This window comes from Sporacetigenium sp. TC11, from assembly GCF_058146105.1.
In genome coordinates this window covers 44,352-61,002 of sequence record NZ_JBYVNY010000007.1, presented here as the reverse complement: position 1 = coordinate 61,002, position 16,651 = coordinate 44,352, and the positions used below count along the sequence as shown (strand labels likewise).

The 16,651-nt window shown below is 29.2% G+C and carries 18 protein-coding genes; 13 read left to right on the top strand and 5 right to left on the bottom strand.

Features of this window, described 5'->3' with window-relative positions; all coding sequences use genetic code 11:
- Window positions 1–107: 107 nt before the first annotated feature.
- Window positions 108–257: a TetR family transcriptional regulator gene (locus tag ACUSRV_RS11265; protein WP_490142058.1), complete on the bottom strand. Its 150-nt coding sequence runs from the start codon at window positions 255–257 to the stop codon at window positions 108–110.
- Between the two features lie 196 nt (window positions 258–453).
- Between ACUSRV_RS11265 and ACUSRV_RS11260 the strand changes: the two genes are divergently transcribed.
- From ACUSRV_RS11260 to ACUSRV_RS11250, 3 genes are read left to right on the top strand one after another with little or no spacing between them, the layout of a single operon-like run.
- The gene (locus ACUSRV_RS11260; protein ID WP_490142057.1) at window positions 454–831 is read left to right on the top strand and encodes a GntR family transcriptional regulator; all 378 of its coding nucleotides are present in this window, start codon (window positions 454–456) and stop codon (window positions 829–831) included.
- A 3-nt stretch (window positions 832–834) separates the two neighbouring features.
- Window positions 835–1,701, top strand: a complete 867-nt coding sequence (locus tag ACUSRV_RS11255; RefSeq protein WP_490142056.1) for an ABC transporter ATP-binding protein — start codon at window positions 835–837, stop codon at window positions 1,699–1,701.
- Entirely contained in the window at window positions 1,694–2,353 is a 660-nt protein-coding gene (locus tag ACUSRV_RS11250; RefSeq protein WP_490142055.1) for an ABC-2 transporter permease, read from the top strand. The genes ACUSRV_RS11255 and ACUSRV_RS11250 overlap by 8 nt, the downstream gene beginning before the upstream one ends.
- A gap of 123 nt (window positions 2,354–2,476) precedes the next feature.
- Here the strand turns inward: ACUSRV_RS11250 and ACUSRV_RS11245 are convergent, their stop codons facing one another.
- The gene (locus tag ACUSRV_RS11245) at window positions 2,477–3,871 is read right to left on the bottom strand and encodes a Na+/H+ antiporter NhaC family protein (protein ID WP_490142054.1); all 1,395 of its coding nucleotides are present in this window, start codon (window positions 3,869–3,871) and stop codon (window positions 2,477–2,479) included.
- 235 nt (window positions 3,872–4,106) lie between these two features.
- Here ACUSRV_RS11245 and ACUSRV_RS11240 point away from each other — a divergent pair, with 235 nt between their 5' ends.
- Window positions 4,107–4,871, top strand: coding sequence for an epoxyqueuosine reductase (locus tag ACUSRV_RS11240; RefSeq protein WP_490142053.1), 765 nt, complete (start codon window positions 4,107–4,109; stop codon window positions 4,869–4,871).
- A 244-nt stretch (window positions 4,872–5,115) separates the two neighbouring features.
- On the opposite strand, the gene ACUSRV_RS11235 is transcribed toward ACUSRV_RS11240, so the two are convergent.
- Window positions 5,116–5,574: a DUF2975 domain-containing protein gene (locus ACUSRV_RS11235; RefSeq protein ID WP_490142052.1), complete on the bottom strand. Its 459-nt coding sequence runs from the start codon at window positions 5,572–5,574 to the stop codon at window positions 5,116–5,118.
- A gap of 277 nt (window positions 5,575–5,851) precedes the next feature.
- On the opposite strand from ACUSRV_RS11235, the gene ACUSRV_RS11230 reads away from it, so the two are divergent.
- Window positions 5,852–6,559, top strand: coding sequence for a DUF4397 domain-containing protein (locus ACUSRV_RS11230; protein WP_490142051.1), 708 nt, complete (start codon window positions 5,852–5,854; stop codon window positions 6,557–6,559).
- 125 nt (window positions 6,560–6,684) lie between these two features.
- Here ACUSRV_RS11230 and ACUSRV_RS11225 read toward each other — a convergent pair whose 3' ends face one another.
- Window positions 6,685–7,455, bottom strand: a complete 771-nt coding sequence (locus ACUSRV_RS11225; RefSeq protein ID WP_490142050.1) for a class I SAM-dependent methyltransferase — start codon at window positions 7,453–7,455, stop codon at window positions 6,685–6,687.
- Window positions 7,456–7,661: 206 nt separating this feature from the next.
- Between ACUSRV_RS11225 and ACUSRV_RS11220 the strand changes: the two genes are divergently transcribed.
- The 6 genes from ACUSRV_RS11220 (at window position 7,662) to ACUSRV_RS11195 (ending at window position 11,815) form a co-directional block, all read left to right on the top strand.
- Entirely contained in the window at window positions 7,662–8,069 is a 408-nt protein-coding gene (locus ACUSRV_RS11220) for a DUF3221 domain-containing protein (protein WP_490142049.1), read from the top strand.
- A gap of 357 nt (window positions 8,070–8,426) precedes the next feature.
- A complete protein-coding gene (locus tag ACUSRV_RS11215) occupies window positions 8,427–9,314 on the top strand; it encodes a Vgb family protein (protein ID WP_490142048.1) in 888 nt (295 codons plus the stop codon).
- Between the two features lie 10 nt (window positions 9,315–9,324).
- The gene (locus ACUSRV_RS11210; protein ID WP_490142047.1) at window positions 9,325–9,966 is read left to right on the top strand and encodes a Vat family streptogramin A O-acetyltransferase; all 642 of its coding nucleotides are present in this window, start codon (window positions 9,325–9,327) and stop codon (window positions 9,964–9,966) included.
- Window positions 9,967–9,986: 20 nt separating this feature from the next.
- Window positions 9,987–10,526, top strand: coding sequence for a DUF1697 domain-containing protein (locus ACUSRV_RS11205; protein WP_490142046.1), 540 nt, complete (start codon window positions 9,987–9,989; stop codon window positions 10,524–10,526).
- Between the two features lie 64 nt (window positions 10,527–10,590).
- Window positions 10,591–10,812, top strand: a complete 222-nt coding sequence (locus ACUSRV_RS11200) for a YdbC family protein (protein ID WP_490142045.1) — start codon at window positions 10,591–10,593, stop codon at window positions 10,810–10,812.
- Window positions 10,813–10,951: 139 nt separating this feature from the next.
- Window positions 10,952–11,815 carry a DegV family protein gene (locus tag ACUSRV_RS11195; protein WP_490142044.1) on the top strand — a complete coding sequence of 288 codons (864 nt, stop codon included), beginning with the start codon at window positions 10,952–10,954 and terminating at the stop codon, window positions 11,813–11,815.
- Between the two features lie 51 nt (window positions 11,816–11,866).
- On the opposite strand, the gene ACUSRV_RS11190 is transcribed toward ACUSRV_RS11195, so the two are convergent.
- Window positions 11,867–12,589, bottom strand: coding sequence for a uracil-DNA glycosylase family protein (locus ACUSRV_RS11190; protein WP_490142043.1), 723 nt, complete (start codon window positions 12,587–12,589; stop codon window positions 11,867–11,869).
- A 219-nt stretch (window positions 12,590–12,808) separates the two neighbouring features.
- Between ACUSRV_RS11190 and ACUSRV_RS11185 the strand changes: the two genes are divergently transcribed.
- Together ACUSRV_RS11185 and ACUSRV_RS11180 are read left to right on the top strand one after the other, a co-directional pair.
- Window positions 12,809–13,282: a hypothetical protein gene (locus ACUSRV_RS11185; protein ID WP_490142042.1), complete on the top strand. Its 474-nt coding sequence runs from the start codon at window positions 12,809–12,811 to the stop codon at window positions 13,280–13,282.
- A 125-nt stretch (window positions 13,283–13,407) separates the two neighbouring features.
- Window positions 13,408–16,608, top strand: a complete 3,201-nt coding sequence (locus ACUSRV_RS11180) for a hypothetical protein (RefSeq protein ID WP_490142041.1) — start codon at window positions 13,408–13,410, stop codon at window positions 16,606–16,608.
- Window positions 16,609–16,651: the final 43 nt, after the last annotated feature.

Below are 16,651 nucleotides of genomic sequence, written 5' to 3'. Positions count from 1 at the left end.
TTTCTACAAATCCAGACTTCACCACTACAGAAAACACACCACAAAATGGTGTGTTTTCTCATTGTGGGTGTCAAAAGGACGCGAATACCAACGGTGGGGATATTAAGTTATAATATATCTTTAAAATGATAATAGAATGTACGGCGATTTACGCCACAATCATTAACAATATCATTAATTGTGATTTTAGATAAGGGAATAGTATTCATTAATTTCTTTAACGATGCCGCCAAAGCTCTTTTCGTGGTTTGTGACATAAATTGTATCCCCTTTCGTTAAGATATAAATATATTATATTTCAATGAAAATCCATAGTCAACGATTACTAACCCCTAAAATTAGACAGTCTTTACTGGTGTTTTTGTATGTATTAGAAATTATAAATTTTTTAATTTATATAGTTGACAAAATAAAATCAAATGTATATATGATTATAAGAGGTGATTAATATAAATGAAGGTTATTATTTCTAATTCTTCGCAGGAGCCAATATATGCGCAAATAGTTGATCAAATTAAAGAAGCAATAATGAAGGGAGAAATTGAAGAAAATCAATCACTTCCATCTATTAGAAATCTAGCAAAAGAACTTCAGATAAGTGTTATAACAACCAAAAGGGCTTATGATGAACTTGAAAAAGAAGGATATATTGTTACTATCCCAGGAAAGGGAACTTATGTAGGAGCACAAAATAAAGAACTAATGAGAGAAACTAGAATAAAAATAATTGAGGAAAAGTTAATAGAAGCAGTTGTTACGGCTAAAAGTCTAGATTTAAATTTAGAAGAGATGTATGAGATGCTTAAGCTTTTTTACCATGAGGAGGTATAATTAATGGAAAATATATTAGAGGTTAAAAACTTGAGAAAAGATTTTAAGGGATTTTCTTTAAACGATATTACTTTTTCTATGCCAAAAGGATTTATAATGGGGTTTATAGGTCCTAATGGATCTGGGAAAAGTACTACTATTAAACTTATTATGAATTTGATTAAAAAAGGTAGCGGAGAAATAAATGTATTTGGACTTGATAATGTAAAATACGAGCAAGAAATTAAAAATAGAATTGGATTTGTTTATGATCAAGATTATTTTTATGAAGAGTTAACTATTTCTGAAATGAAAAACATTATTTCCCCAACATACAATAAATGGAGTGATGAAACATTCTTAAAGTATCTAAAAGAATTTGACTTAGATAATAAAAAGAAAATAAAAAACCTATCTAAAGGAATGAAAATGAAATTCCAATTGGCTATTGCATTATCACATGAAGCGGAACTACTTATTATGGATGAACCTACATCGGGGTTAGACCCTTTAGTTAGAGCTGAGTTATTAGATATTTTATCTTATATAATACAAGATGAAAATAAAGGTGTGTTTTTCTCCACACATATAACATCTGATTTAGATAAAATCGCCGATTATATTACCTTTATAAATAAAGGAGACATTGTGTTTAGTACTTCAAAGGATGAAATTTTGGATAATTACGGAATAGTTAAGGGGGGCAATGATCTTTTAGATAAAGATGTTAAAAAGAATTTTATTGGAATCAAGGAAAATAAATTTGGGTTTGAGGGATTAGTAGATAATAAGCAAAATGCAATTAAGATTTTTAATAGTGATGCAATTATTGAAAAACCTACTTTAGAAGATATAATGCTTTATTATACAAGGGGGAGCTTAAATGATTAATTTAATTTTAAAGGACATTATAATTCAAAAAAAGACTGTTTTATTAGGTTTAGTTTATATGATGTTAGTTATAATTATTTCTTCAGGCCCTGTAGACTTAGGATTTATTGCGGGACTTATAGGGGTAACATATATACTAATCACAACATCATCTGCTACTGAAGACAAAAATAACGTATATGTCTTATTAAATAGTTTGCCTATAAAAAGAAGTCATATCGTACTTTCAAAATACCTTTCAATATTAGTATATGTAATAATTGGAACAGTTTATTATTATTTAGCTGTAGCAATTATTAATGTTATTGGAATGTCTACAGAAGTATCTTATATAAGTTTTCAAGGTATGGTTATAGCTATATTTGCAGTAAGTCTTTTAAATGGAATATATTTGCCTGTGTTATTTAAGGTGGGATATACAAAAACTAGAATTTTAAGTATGATATTATTTATGTCATTCTTTTTCGGCGTATCATATATTATAGACTTTTTTAGAGAAAGTGAAAATATAAAAGTTATAGGTAGTATTGTAAATTTTATAAGTAATTTATCAAGTCCTCAAGTAAATATGATTACAATAGGTTTAACAATAATTGTTTTATTAATTTCTTATGCTTTATCTTTAAAATTTTATAATAACAGAGAATTTTAAATAAAAAAGATTACTTACTTTGTATACAACAAGGTAAGTAATCTTTTTATTTTGTTTATTTTTGAAATCAGTCACTAAAATTAAATTCATTTTCGTTAATACCTAAGAATATAGCTTCTATATCTATTTATTTTTAACTTCCTGTCTACCCCATCCAGTTGCTATAGCAAATATCATAACAGCTAATAGTGCCCAAGCATGTGCTACCCATGGAGCTATTTGTGTAGTAGTAAGAGCTGGAACTAAACTTCCAAAATCAACATGTGCTTGTTGGGCTAATGATTGAGTCATTAATAAAGCAGGTGTCCAAGGTAGTGAATATACAAGGGTACAAGCTGTTGCATCTAGTAGATTTGCTCTTCTATATGGATGAATATTATATTTTTCTCCTAATGGTTTTGCAAATGAACTACCTATAGCAAGTATAGGAGGAGCATTAAGACCCATTATAGCTGATAATGTTATAGCCAAAAATCCTATAGAAGCTTCAACACCTCTTACAGTATGAACAAACCTTTCAGCTAATTGTAGTAACTTTTTATCTCCCTCTCCAGACTTCATTATATGAACACATGAAAGTATTAGTAGTGCCAATATGCATATGTCTACCATTCCTGATATACCGTTAACTAAAACACCACCAACAGCTCCATCTTTTATAAAGAACAATCTATCAAAAGTTGTTAACCCAAATATTAAAGCAAATGCTAGCGACAATATAGTGCCTACTGTGGCTGCAACTATTATATCTCCTTTTTTAATAGCTACATATATTGTTACAAAGGCTGGTATTAACATTACAAGACCTATAGGATTCATGTATTGTTGTAATTGTTCATAAGGTATATCCGCAGTAGATCCACCTTTTCCGCCAAATATAGCAAATACAACAAGAGATATAATTGCACCAGCTAAAGCATACTTAAATCTTGACTTTACAACTCCACCGACATCCGCTCCCTGAGTTGCAGCAGAACATATAGTAGTATCTGATACAGGAGCTAAGTTGTCACCAAATATACCACCACTTACTATAGCTCCAGCCAAAACTGCTGGATTAGCTCCTAATAAAACTCCAGCTGGATATAAAACTGCCATACCTGCCATTATAGTACCAAACCCTGTACCAGCAGCAGTTGCAAATAAAGCTGATGCTAAAAATGTAACTATTGTAAATATAGTTCCACTCGCTCCAAGTTTATACGCTGCCCATATTATTCCGTTTACCAAACCAGAGTCTTTTAATACTGCTGAGAATACACCTGCAAATATCCAACAAGCTATAGGAACTATAGCAGTTTTATCTGCCATTCCTTCAATTACGACTTCAGCATAATGCATTCTATCCTTTGCTAAGAAAAAGGTAATCATTATTCCAAGTAATGCACCTATCCACATTCCTTTAACATCAGGTGCTTGTAATACAGATATATATATTGCTACTACTAAGAAAATTAAAAAAGGTAAAAAAGATGTCCATCCACCACCGTAAAACTGTATTTTTTTGCTTTCTTCCATAAAACTACCCCCTTGTGTAAAATTTTCCGGACATTAAAATGTATGAATTATATGTACAATTTATACATTTTTAAAAAGGGTATAGTCTTAATGATATGATCAAACTGTACTTCATGAAATGAATGTTTGGAATATGTAACTAAAGATACATACTTTTTACTTATTATAAATTATAATTTAATTTGCAGTAGTATACATAATTTTGATTAATTAATTTAAGGAGAATAAAATATAAATGAAAAATAAAATTGAAACTTTAATAAAAGAATTTGTAAGTTTATATCCTACTATTAAAGACGTGAGAACAAAATGGAGAGAACCTGTTGTAGCATATGCAGATCCAAAAGATAAAATGTTTCTTCAACTCAAGGAAATTGTAAGTCCGTCTCATGCATTGCCTCAGGATTTTTTAGAAGATGTACAAACGGTAGTTGCATATTTTGTACCTCTTGATGAAGATATAGTTAAGAGTAATATTCACGAAGTAGAATCCTCAAGGCAATGGGCTATATCATATGTTGAAACTAGTAATTTAATTGTTGATTTGAATAATTTTATTAAAGATGAATTAGAAAAATTAGGATATAATTCAATAAATTTGGCAGGATCATACAACTTTGATAAAAATAAATTAATAAATGATTGGTCTCACAAACATGTAGCTTATATTGCAGGTCTTGGTAAATTTGGAATAAACCACGTACTAATTACAAATGAAGGTTGCTGTGGATATTTAGGAACCTTTGTAACAAATCTTAAAATAGAACCTACTGAAAGAAAAGATATAGAATACTGTTTATATAAAAATAGTAATACTTGTAAAAAGTGTATAGATAGATGTGTTAATGGTGCTTTAAAGATAGATTCTTTTAATAGGAATAAATGTTTTGAAATGTGTACAAATAACGCAAAAAAATATATAGATATTGGCTCATGTACTGTTTGTGGAAAATGTTTAGTAGATTTACCTTGCTCATTAAAAAATCCAGTAAAAGGATAGTTATATATAGTATAATTATGTATAGTAACTTTGTGCTATCATACTGTTAATCGTGTTAAATTCTCCGTTACTATTTTATTGAAAGTATCATTAAGTAAATTATAGAAAATAATGAAGTCAATCTAATAAAGGTTATTGTAGTTAAAAATGCGAAGTTTATAAACAAAGGAGTGTGTTATTTAAAAATAACACACTCCTTTGTTTGCAGTTATACACTTTGTATATTTACTCTAAATCTGAAAACCTAGTTTGATTTTACATCTAGGACATTTTTTAATAGCCTTTGAAGAATATCAGTAAAAACTGCAATTATAATTGGAACAGCAGTAATGAACATTCCAATTAGTACGAGACCTGGAGCATCATCTGCTTGTGCAAGTAGAAATACAAATGGCATGGCTATAACACATAAGGAACCAATTGCTATTGCACAATATTTTAATTTTTTTAAAGCTTTAGCTGTTAATTCAGAAAAGGCTACATTCTTGTCTATATCGCTTAAAATTCTTAAAGCTTGATATAGTGCAACGAAATATGGTATCACTGCTAGATATACACATGCTAAAAAAGGATATATTATGTTGGCATACTCTGGATTTACTGGATTACTAAATAAATAAGGTAATCCCAGTATACACAACATAAGCGCCGGAATTGCAAGAAAACAAACAGCTATTTTTAAAAAAAGTATTTTTAGTTTCATAAAAAGCACCTCACTTATTTATATTGTTAAGTTTATTTTAACACCTCATTTATCGTTTATCAATATATATTTATTAAAATGAAATATGTTTTTATCGACACATTCTATGAATCTTAATAAAAAAAGGTTAATAGTAAGGCGAGAAGCCACATTTGTAATCCAAATGCAGCTTGATTTTTTTTGTTGAAGGCTAGAAGGAAAAATAGAAAATCTAATAAGTTTTAAAATTTAGAAGTGTAAAAGCTAACAAATTAATATTATTCGAATATATTAAACTATGGATATAATATGCACTGTATTTGAAAAAGGGGGTAATATTATAAATCGTCAAACAGTATACGATTCCTTAAGCCAATGTATAGACTATCAAGCTTCAATAGTTAGATTATTTGACGCAGTACCAGGAGTAGTATTGAGTATGCATATAAACGATGTACCTAGATATCGAAACTTAACATATAATCAACTTACTAACTATATTCCAACTGTACCAGGAGCTCGCAATATAAAAATATATAATGCGCAAACTAATAGTCTTTTATTAGAAATTCCAAATTTTGAAATGCCTACTGGTCAAATACTAACAGGTGCATTATATGGAGGTACAAACAGTTTAAAATTTGAAGCAATAATAGATGATATTAATGAAGATGTAGCTCCTGATCAAACAAAAGTTAGATTTTATAATTTAGATTCTACTCCTATAACATTTACACTTAATCCATCTATAGGATTTACAAGTAGAGCCCTGGTCTCAGGCGAAGGTACTGAGTACTATCAAGTAAGTCCAGGCGATTATAGTTTTCAGATTTCAACATCTAACCAACGTCCAAGAAATATAAAAGTGATATTTAATCCAGGTAGAATATACACATTGTACGTTATTAGTAGCGTGAATCCGAATTCTCCAGATTATGCTCAAGCTAATATCCCACAAATAGTACTAATGGTTGATGGAAATACTTTATATGATAAATGTAAATAATATAATAAAAAACCTCCTTATGGTTAATTAAGTAGATCACTTAACCATAAGGAGGTCATTTTTCAATAACTATGTTTATTAATCTATATCTTGTTTTTATCTTATATATAATATTCTATTGTAAATTATAATTTTAGAGCCTTAGTTGCAATAAATGTGTCTATATGGCTATCTAATAAACCACCGCCAGAATTATCTTCATAAAAACCAGCTATTACAAAACCAGCATCAATTTGAGCACCCATTTGACTTTGTAGCGAATGTCCAAACTCCAAAGTGTCATTAGTACGTATTCTTTCATCTAATTGATCCTTTGGAAGTTGCTCTATATCAGAATAAGGGATACTTTTATTAACAACTAACTTATCATTTTTTTCCCATTCATATAAATCAAATATAAATACAAGAGGATTTACAAATCCAGAGATTAATGTCCCTCCTTTTTTTAATACTCTATAGCATTCCTTCCAAACTTTTTCTATATCATTAACAAAGCAGTTAGATACAGGATGGAAAATTAAATCAAAGGTTTCATCTTCAAATCTTGATAAATCTCTCATGTCTCCTTGTTCTAAGCTAATAGATAGGTTATCTCTATCACTCACCATTTTATCTTGTGCTAGTTGTTCTTTACTATTATCAAAAACTGTAACATTAGCTCCTAATGCTGATAATATAGGTCCTTGTTGACCACCGCCAGAAGCAAGACATAATACATTTTTTCCTTCTATTTGACCAATCCATTCTTTTGGAACAGGTTTTGTCGGAGTTAAAACTAATGTATATTCTCCTTTTTTTGCCTTTTCTACTTCAGTTGAAGTTACAGGTATAGTCCATTTATTCTCACTTTTAACTTGATTATCCCAAGCAATACTATTGTGTTGTACTATATTCATATTTATAATCCCCCTTTTATAATTTATAAATTATTCCCTTAGTTAATTATAGAATTAGTTAACACATAAATCTATGCAAATAGCCCATTATTATAATCTATTAATATTATAACTCAGTTATTCAAAATGATTAGAAAGTTTATTATTATGGAAGACTATATTAAGATATATATATGAAATCAATCAAACAAAGAGGAGAAATTAATATGAAAATTAAATTTAATAAACTTATCGTTGGATTTTTAGTAACTATTAGTTGTTTATCACTAGTTGGGTGTAGTACAAATACAACAACTGATATAGAAAAAGCACCAGAGAGTATTACTGAAGCTAAAAAAATAGGAGTAAGAGGTATAGTAAAGGATATTGTAGTTGGTAAAGATGGATATACATTTCTTGTAGAAGGTAATCTAGAAAATGATACTGAATACGACAAAGCAATGGTGACGGTAAACAGAGATACAGAGATATTAAAAGATGGAGTTGATAAAACTACGGATTATACGGAGATAAAAGAAGGGGATACTGTTGAGGTTATATTTAATGGCCCTGTAAACCTCAGTGATCCAGTTTTAGGGGTGGCAAAAAGCATTAAAATATTCTCGTCAAATTAGTTTCCTCTTTATGTTGACAAGTAAAATCTAATATTGCTATAATTTGTATATAATTTTTTAATGGGAGGTATTATATTAGCTATGATTTATTAATTCACTTTCAAGCATAACTTTATAATAAAATGAGCACAATGTCTGTGTTTTTTTGTTATACGCTGGAGTGGGTTGTTAAGCTAATAATATACCTTATAAGAATATTAATATATTTTTGAGATACTAACTTTTATTAATTTTAGTAGGCTTCATAATATTTAAGGATATTATTTGATATAGGAATCTTCACATCCTCTCCAGTATTCTGGGAGGTTTTTTTATGCCTTTAATTACAAAATATAGATATAAAAGGAGATAAATATTATGAACATAAAGATTAATGAATACTTAGTTAGTACACCACAATCAGGGCCTTATGGAATTACTGTAGGTACTGATGAAGCTATGTGGTTTACTCAAAACAAAGGAAATAAAATTGGAAGAATTACTGTAAAAGGTGAAATAAAAGAATACATTGTTCCAACAGAGGATGCTGGGCTTTCTGTCATAGTTTCAGGAGTAAATAAAGACTTATGGTTTACAGAATATAAAGCTAGTAAAATAGGCAAAATTACAACAAAAGGTGAGATTGTTGAATATAGTATTCCTACATCTGAATCAGGACCTTTTGGGATAACTGAAGGACCTGATGGTGCAATGTGGTTTACTGAACTTACAGGGAATAAAATAGGTAGAATTTCAAGTTCGGGAGAAATTATAGAATACGAGCTACCTAATGCTGGGTCATATCCATCTTCTATAGTATGTGGAGACGATGGAGCTCTTTGGTTCACAGAAAATCAAGGAAACAAAATAGGTAGAATAACAGTATCTGGAGAGATTAGTGAATATCCTATACCGACAATAAGTTCTGGTCCAGTAGGAATTGCCAATGGACCTGATGGTGCATTGTGGTTTGTAGAAATAATGGGTAATAAAATAGGTAGAATTACAACCAGTGGAGAGATTACTGAATATGATCTAAAAACTGCAAATGCCAAACCACATGCAATAATTGCAGGTAGCGATAAAGCTCTTTGGTTTACTCAATGGGGAAGCAATCAAATAGGAAGAATTACAATAGGTGGAGAAATTACTGAATATGAAATTCCTACACCAAATTCTGAACCTCATAGTATAGTAGAAGGTCCAGACAAAGCTATTTGGTTTGCTAAGGAATGCAATAAAATAGGTCAATTAATAATATTATAAGGAGATTTTTATGTATAATAATATAGGTCCAAATCCAAATGATATTTATCCAAATGAAAATATAAAGAGTGTATGTTTCATAAAAAACGTTATAAAAAATCCTAATATAATAGTAGGAGATTATACATATTACTCTGATGACAATGATGTAGAGAATTTTGAAAAGCATGTAACACACCATTACGAATTTATAGGTGATAAGCTAATTATAGGTAAGTTTTGCGCCATTGCTAAGGGAGTAGAGTTTGTTATGAATGGAGCAAATCATAGAATGAATAGCGTAACAACATATCCATTTAATATAATGGGAAGTGGTTGGGAAAAAGCAACTCCAACTCTTGACGATTTGCCATACAAAGGAGATACTATTGTAGGAAATGATGTATGGATTGGTCAAGATGTTACTGTAATGCCAGGGGTTAAAATTGGAGATGGAGCTATTATAGCATCTAATTCAGTTGTTACAAAAGATGTTCCACCATATTGTATAGCTGGAGGAAATCCAATTAAAGTTATTCGCAAAAGATTTGATGATGAACTAATATCATATCTTTTAGAGTTTAAGTGGTGGGATTGGCCAAAAGAAAAGATATTTTCTAACTTAGAGATATTATGTAGTGCTGATTTAGATAAGATAAAGAATATAAAGTAAAACGAAGGGGAGCGTACATTATGACTATATATATAGCACTATTGCGCGGAATTAACGTAGGTGGAAAGAATATTATTAAGATGGCCGAGTTGAAAAAAGTATTTGAAGAAATCGCGCTTTATGATGTGAAAACATATATTCAAAGTGGTAATGTATTATTCAAATCAAAGGAAGATGAGGAATCACTTAGAAAGAAAATTGAGCGTGAAATTGAGGAGAGCTTTGGACTTTCAGTATATGTTGTTTTGAGAACGGCTGAAGAGTTAGAACAGATTATCCTGAATTGCCCATTCTCAAAGGAAGAAAGTCTATATGTATCACTGTTAACTCATGCTCCTTCCAAAGAAAACATTGAGCGTTTGAACGTTTATCAAAATGAAAGCGAAGAGTACAAAATCGTGGGACGGGATGTCTTTCTTTTATTTCGTAATAGTATTCGTAATTCAAAGCTTGCTAATAATCTTCAGAAGTTGGATGTACCAGCCACTGTACGTAACTGGAACACTATAAACAAGCTCGATAACTTAGCAAAATCTATGGAGAAGGGAAACTTAAAATAAATATGAAATTAATCTTCCGTACTCAATTCGAGTACGGAAAGAAACTAGATACGGAGGGATAACAATGGCAGATATTAAGTTTGAAATACAAGAAGAATTAGGAAGTATATCAGAGTCACCAAAGGGATGGAAGAAAGAACTAAACCTTGTAAGTTGGAATGGAAACAAACCTAAATACGATTTAAGAGAATGGTCACCAAACCACGACAAAATGGGAAAAGGTGTAACTTTAAGTTTTGAGGAAATAAGAGCTCTTAAAGAGATATTAAATAAATTGGATATATAGTAATAATAACAAAAGGAGTCCATATGGGCTCCTTTTTGATGTATAGATAAAAATATGTAAATTTAAATATTGTTATGTGTTAATATATATTTATATATAACAAAATATAGCAGTATATATTTCATCTTGGAGGATATTAATGATAAAAATTATGGCTGATTCAACATGTGATTTATCTGATGAAGTACTGAAAATGTACAATATCAGCTTGGCCCCTTTAACTATAAATATAGGGGATAAAATATATAAAGACAGGGTAGATATTCAACCAGATGAATTCTATGGAATGTTAGAAGCACTACCCGAGTTTCCCACTACAGGTATGCCAAGTCCAGCGGAATATCTGCAAATAATTAAACAAGCTGTTGAGGCTGGTAATAAGGAAATACTATGTATATGTATGTCCAGTGGAACGAGTGGTGCGTATCAATCAGCTATAATAGCCAAAGATTATTTCTTTGAAGAAAACCTGGAGTCAGACGTAAAGATACATGTAGTAGATTCAAAATGTATGAGCCACGGAAGCGGTTGGCTAATCATGAAGAGTGCTATGATGAGGGAACAAGGAGCATCCTTTGAAGAATTAATTGCTTTTAATGAAAATTATAAGAAAAAGATAAAACATTTTCTTTCTGTGGATGATTTAGATCATTTACTAAAGAGTGGCAGACTGACTAATGCAAGTGCTTTAATAGGGAAAATCTTAAAGCTAAAGCCAATTATGTCTATGAAGAATGGAAAAGGGGCTATAGTCGCAAAGGAAAGAGGACTGAAAAAAGTACTTAAGCATTACACTCAGGAGTTTATAAAAAGAAATGACCCAGAAATGACAGATTTTATTATAGTTGGCTATACATCAGATATTAAAGTTGCCGAAAATCTTAAAGTCAAACTTCAATTAGATACTAATTTTTCTGGGGACATCCATATTATGCAAATGGGAGTATCCGTTGGTACACATGTTGGATTAGGTGCCATTTCTATGTTCTTTGTAGAAAAATAGTAATGATACAGAGTAAAAGGAGTCCATCTGGGCTCCTTTTTGTTATATTTGCTACCTTAATGAAGATACCTTAGCTTTAAAATACTCAATATCTTCATTAAAGAACTTCTTATGTTGGCCACGGTTAGCTCCTGAAGGATGTGGAAAGTTAAATAAAATATTTTTATTATTAATCTTATTGTTTTCTTGAAGATATTCTAGAACTTGAGAAACATTTTTGCCCATAGGAACAATTACAACATCTTTATCTAGAGATTTTAATTCTTCAACGAAAATATCTTCTATCATATTAAGTAATATATCTTTCTTTAACATTTTAGGGCTACTGCCTGTATAGTTTTTCCCATTAACATAAACGGGATATCTTAGTAAAGATGTATTATGTACTAAAGTACTTTCTTCTTTGAATAGTTGAGAGCAACAACCAATATTTAAAAATTCATGTAATCCAATTGCATTTAACATTTGTACAAGAGTTTGTCTCATAGGTCCACTAAAACTAGCTTCATTTTTACAATTTTTCAATAAGTCATATGTAGACTCTTTGTCTAAATTATTTATTAAGTATTTAAACGAATTTTGCATTTGTGTCCAACCAGGAGTTATTCCTACCAAAGCAATTTTTGCAGATGGATTTATATAATCAAATGGAGCCCAATAAACTTCTATATTATCTTTTCTTTTTATTAATAACTCTTCTACCATTAAATCTTCTTTCTCGTATTGTTCTTTTACTGGTAGAGCCCTAATAAATTCCATGTATGGTTCTAACATTATTATCCCCCTTATTATAACTAATTTATATTGTATTAATCTTATATAGCTAGTATAACATACTACTTACTTAATAAAGGAGTATAGATATAGCGTGGTAATTCAAGATAGTTATAGAAACACAATGTGAATTAACTTATAATAAGATTTGGGAACAAATGTATTTTAGATAAATGAGAAGTATTAGAAATTTATAGAAGAGGGGAACTTATAATAAATATGAAATTAATAACTACAGCAATTGTAATTTTAACTTTGTTCTTAGGGGTAACAGGATGTTCAACAAATGAAATAAGTTCAGATAAGACTACTATCAAAGTTGAAAATAAGGGTCAAAATGAAACTCAAATCCTAGAAGTTAAAGTAAACTTAAAAGAACCAGGCAAAAAAGGGGCAAACTCTACTTATTATAAAAGTGAATTAGCTAAGGGTGGTTTAAGTGCAGGTGCAAAGAACTCTTTTAATATTGATTTAAAAGAAGGACAAATTCTAAAAATTGAAACTGATACTGAATATCCTATTACAGTTATGTTAAAAGATAATTCTACTGGTGATTATGTATATAATAATACATCAATTCCTAAAGAGAATGTAATTTTAACTGATTCTGTTTCTAAAGAAGGTAATTATGAGTTGATGGTAGATTTTAACGAAACTGAAATATTTAATTTTAACGTTTTTATTGCAAATTAACACTCATTCATAATTTAATATCAGTAGTATAGGCCTAAATGAATAAAAATGATAAAATAAATGGAAATAAAAATTAGGATTAAGTTAATAGTGATATTAACTTAATATCAGTGAGGGAATATATTATGAGAAATATAAAGATGACACTGTTTAGAATGAAATGTAACAGTACTTATTCTTATAAAAATTATTCAACTTTAAGTGAAGTTGTAAAAGATGACTTGAAAAATAATATGAAACCTAGAAATTTACTTAAAGAAAAGGGCAAACCTTTATGGATCCCATCTGTAAGTTCTTTCATGAAGTTGTTTTTACTCTTTTTAATTGCTGTGTTATTATGTAACATAAACGCATCATCCTTAATATTACCATTTTTAAAAATTGAAATTTTAAATGAAATTAAGATCCCGGTAGTTAAAGGTCATACGCCTATGTTTCAGAATTTAGTTTCAATAAATACTGGAATAGGAGCTGTTTTAATAGGTCTAGCATTTTTTGTAGCTCAAAGTTTGATGGATAAAGATGACCCAGATAGAGCTAGAGTCCTTCTATACAAAAGTAGATTTTTCCCATTATTAGCGAGTGAGATTTTTGTTTTCTTAATTTTATTGACTGGAGATTTAAATTACATAATTTATATTGTTGTAGGAAGTTTAGCCCTAACGACAATATATTCTATTTATAGTACAGTAGAAATATTGATTAGAGCCAATGATTTAGAAAATGCTAAAATCAAAGTTTTTACTGAAGTATTAAAAAAGAATTTTATAAAGATATGGAATGCTGAAATTATTAAAAGAATAAGTAATAACAAACTGTTTACCATTGGAAAAGAATTAAGTGAAAGTTACAATGGGGCTATTTCTATAACGCCGTTTGGATTTATAGAAAAAAATAAATATTTTAAAGTTAAAGCCCAAACGGAAGGAAAACTTGTTGATATAAATTTTAAAGAATTAGAGGCATTAATTAATACAATATTTAATGAATCATCAGTATTAAAACCAATAATAACTAAATATGGAAGTGATTTAGAAGTATCATCAAATACCAAACGTGAAACAGACAGTCCGTTAATAATAGTTAGAGTATTAGCAGATTCTAAAATAACTAAAGAAACAACTATATTAGAAATCAGAAAAGATATAGTTGAAGGTGATCATAAATTACTCAATAGACTTAACAAGAACATTAAATATATATTTATAATAAAAAAAATTGAAGATAATGAAGAGGAAGCCAGATTTGAAATATCTACATTAAAACAGAGATGTATAAATTCAATTGTATCTGAAAGAAAAGATGAGTTAAATAAAACTCTTAAAATATATGCTGAGCTAATAGAGGAACTATTTAAATACATGGAGCGGTATGGTGGAGGTTTCTCTAAAGAACAAGCTGAAGATGAAAGAACAACTTTTTTTGGAGAAAGGTTGAAACCTCTAGATTGGATTTCAAGTGATATTAGGGAAATATATAATAAGGCTATGGAATCTAATGATATAGATATTATTAGAAGTACAGCATATGCACCAATTTCATTAGCACAACTTTCAATCAAATACAGAGATCATTTGATTTATCAAAGTTTCATTCACTATCCACAGTTAATGTATACCAAGGCTTATAAACGCTTAGATGAAAATGAAGAATTAGCGAACTTTATGATTGATAGAAGTTGGCGTTATATTACTGAGTTATCAGATTTTTATCTTGTTCACTTATATAAAGAAGAAGAATTTTCTAAAACTGATTTTAAAGATTTTGCATTTTATTCATTAAAAGTATTTCAAAATTTATTAAAACAAAGTTATGATAATAGAGACAAACGTAGCTTTGAAATATTTTTAAAAAAGATGTTAACACTTTTTAAAGGACTAGATAGAGAATATTATATTAAAAGTTTAGAACATGAGACTAGCCTATATGATTTGGTTGGAAATTTAAAAAAAGAATTGTTATTTGGCCTTGGAAGTTGGATGTTTTATGAATACAGAAATTCAAAAGATGAGAAAATTCGTGAGTTTCTTGAAAATATCTTAATTAATTTGCCATCTGATATATATGAAACAACACAATTGTTTATAAACATTTACACATTTGATAAAGAACGAGAATGGGGATGGAGTAACTGGGAAATTGTTAATCATGATGACTATGAAGTATACAGTATTGATATTGTAGGGAAATTAGAAGTACTATACGCAATAATATCTTTGAGAAATTTGGCGAATAAGTCGGAGGCTCAAATTAACAATATGAAGTTACCAAGTTCTAGAGATTTAACATTACTATTACAAGATACAGGGGATTTAATTAAAATTATCGACACTATAGAATCTCAAAGAGAAGAATGGATTGGAGTATTATCCGAAGAAGCAATTCAAAAGTGCAATCAACTTAAAATGTTATTAATAAAAGTAAGAAAAGAACAAGAAGAAATTGAATTACAAAAGAAAAGAGCTACGCGAATTTCTGAAGATAAAGTTAAAGAATTCAAAGTTAATGTAATAAAGAATGTTAAATCTTCAGATGGGATAAGGAATATTTTAAGTTTCTATGGATTAATAGAATTTAAAATGGATAAGGTGTTAACGGGAAATAATAAAAAATTTGGAATCAATACCTTTTTCGATAAATCAGCTTTTTTTGCTGATGATGTTGACTCACATATTCATTTTATGGGTATAGATGATGGATTTGATTTTGGAAGAAGTTTAACCCATGGTGAAAATAGAACCATCATCAAAAATGTAAATGAGGTAATAGATGTAATTAATGAAAGTGAATTTGAAGATTATTTGGATAGTATTGCGGATATGTCCAAATTAATATTTATATCAGTTAATCATGCAAGGCATGAATTTTTTGAAAGGAAATTTGATTTTAATACATATATTCCTAAATGGCATAGAGATTTTCCACAAAATAAAGCAAGTAAATATGCAAAAGAGCTTGAAGGAATATATAAATATAAAGATTATAATATTCCTATTTACGAAGTATTTAATGACGATGATTATTCTGAGATTCTCATTATTGATATATCTAGAATAGGTAAACTTGTACAGTATTCGCCTACGAATAATGAGATACACCAACAAAACGTAATTGAATATTTTGCTATTGATGTCCAAGAGATAATTAAGGGATCTAAGAAAGAAATTGAAATTTTAGCAAATGCCCCTGATTGGCTAACAAAGATGGGAGATAAGAAAATACAATCATTGTACCTTCAAGAAAGGGTAATTATCCAAATTTATGAGTGGTTTGATTTCATTCCAAGTAAAAGTGCTCAAGGTGCTAGAATACTAGTTAAAGAATAATAAAAGGAAATAGATGCACATTAATAGACTAGGTTTACTACAA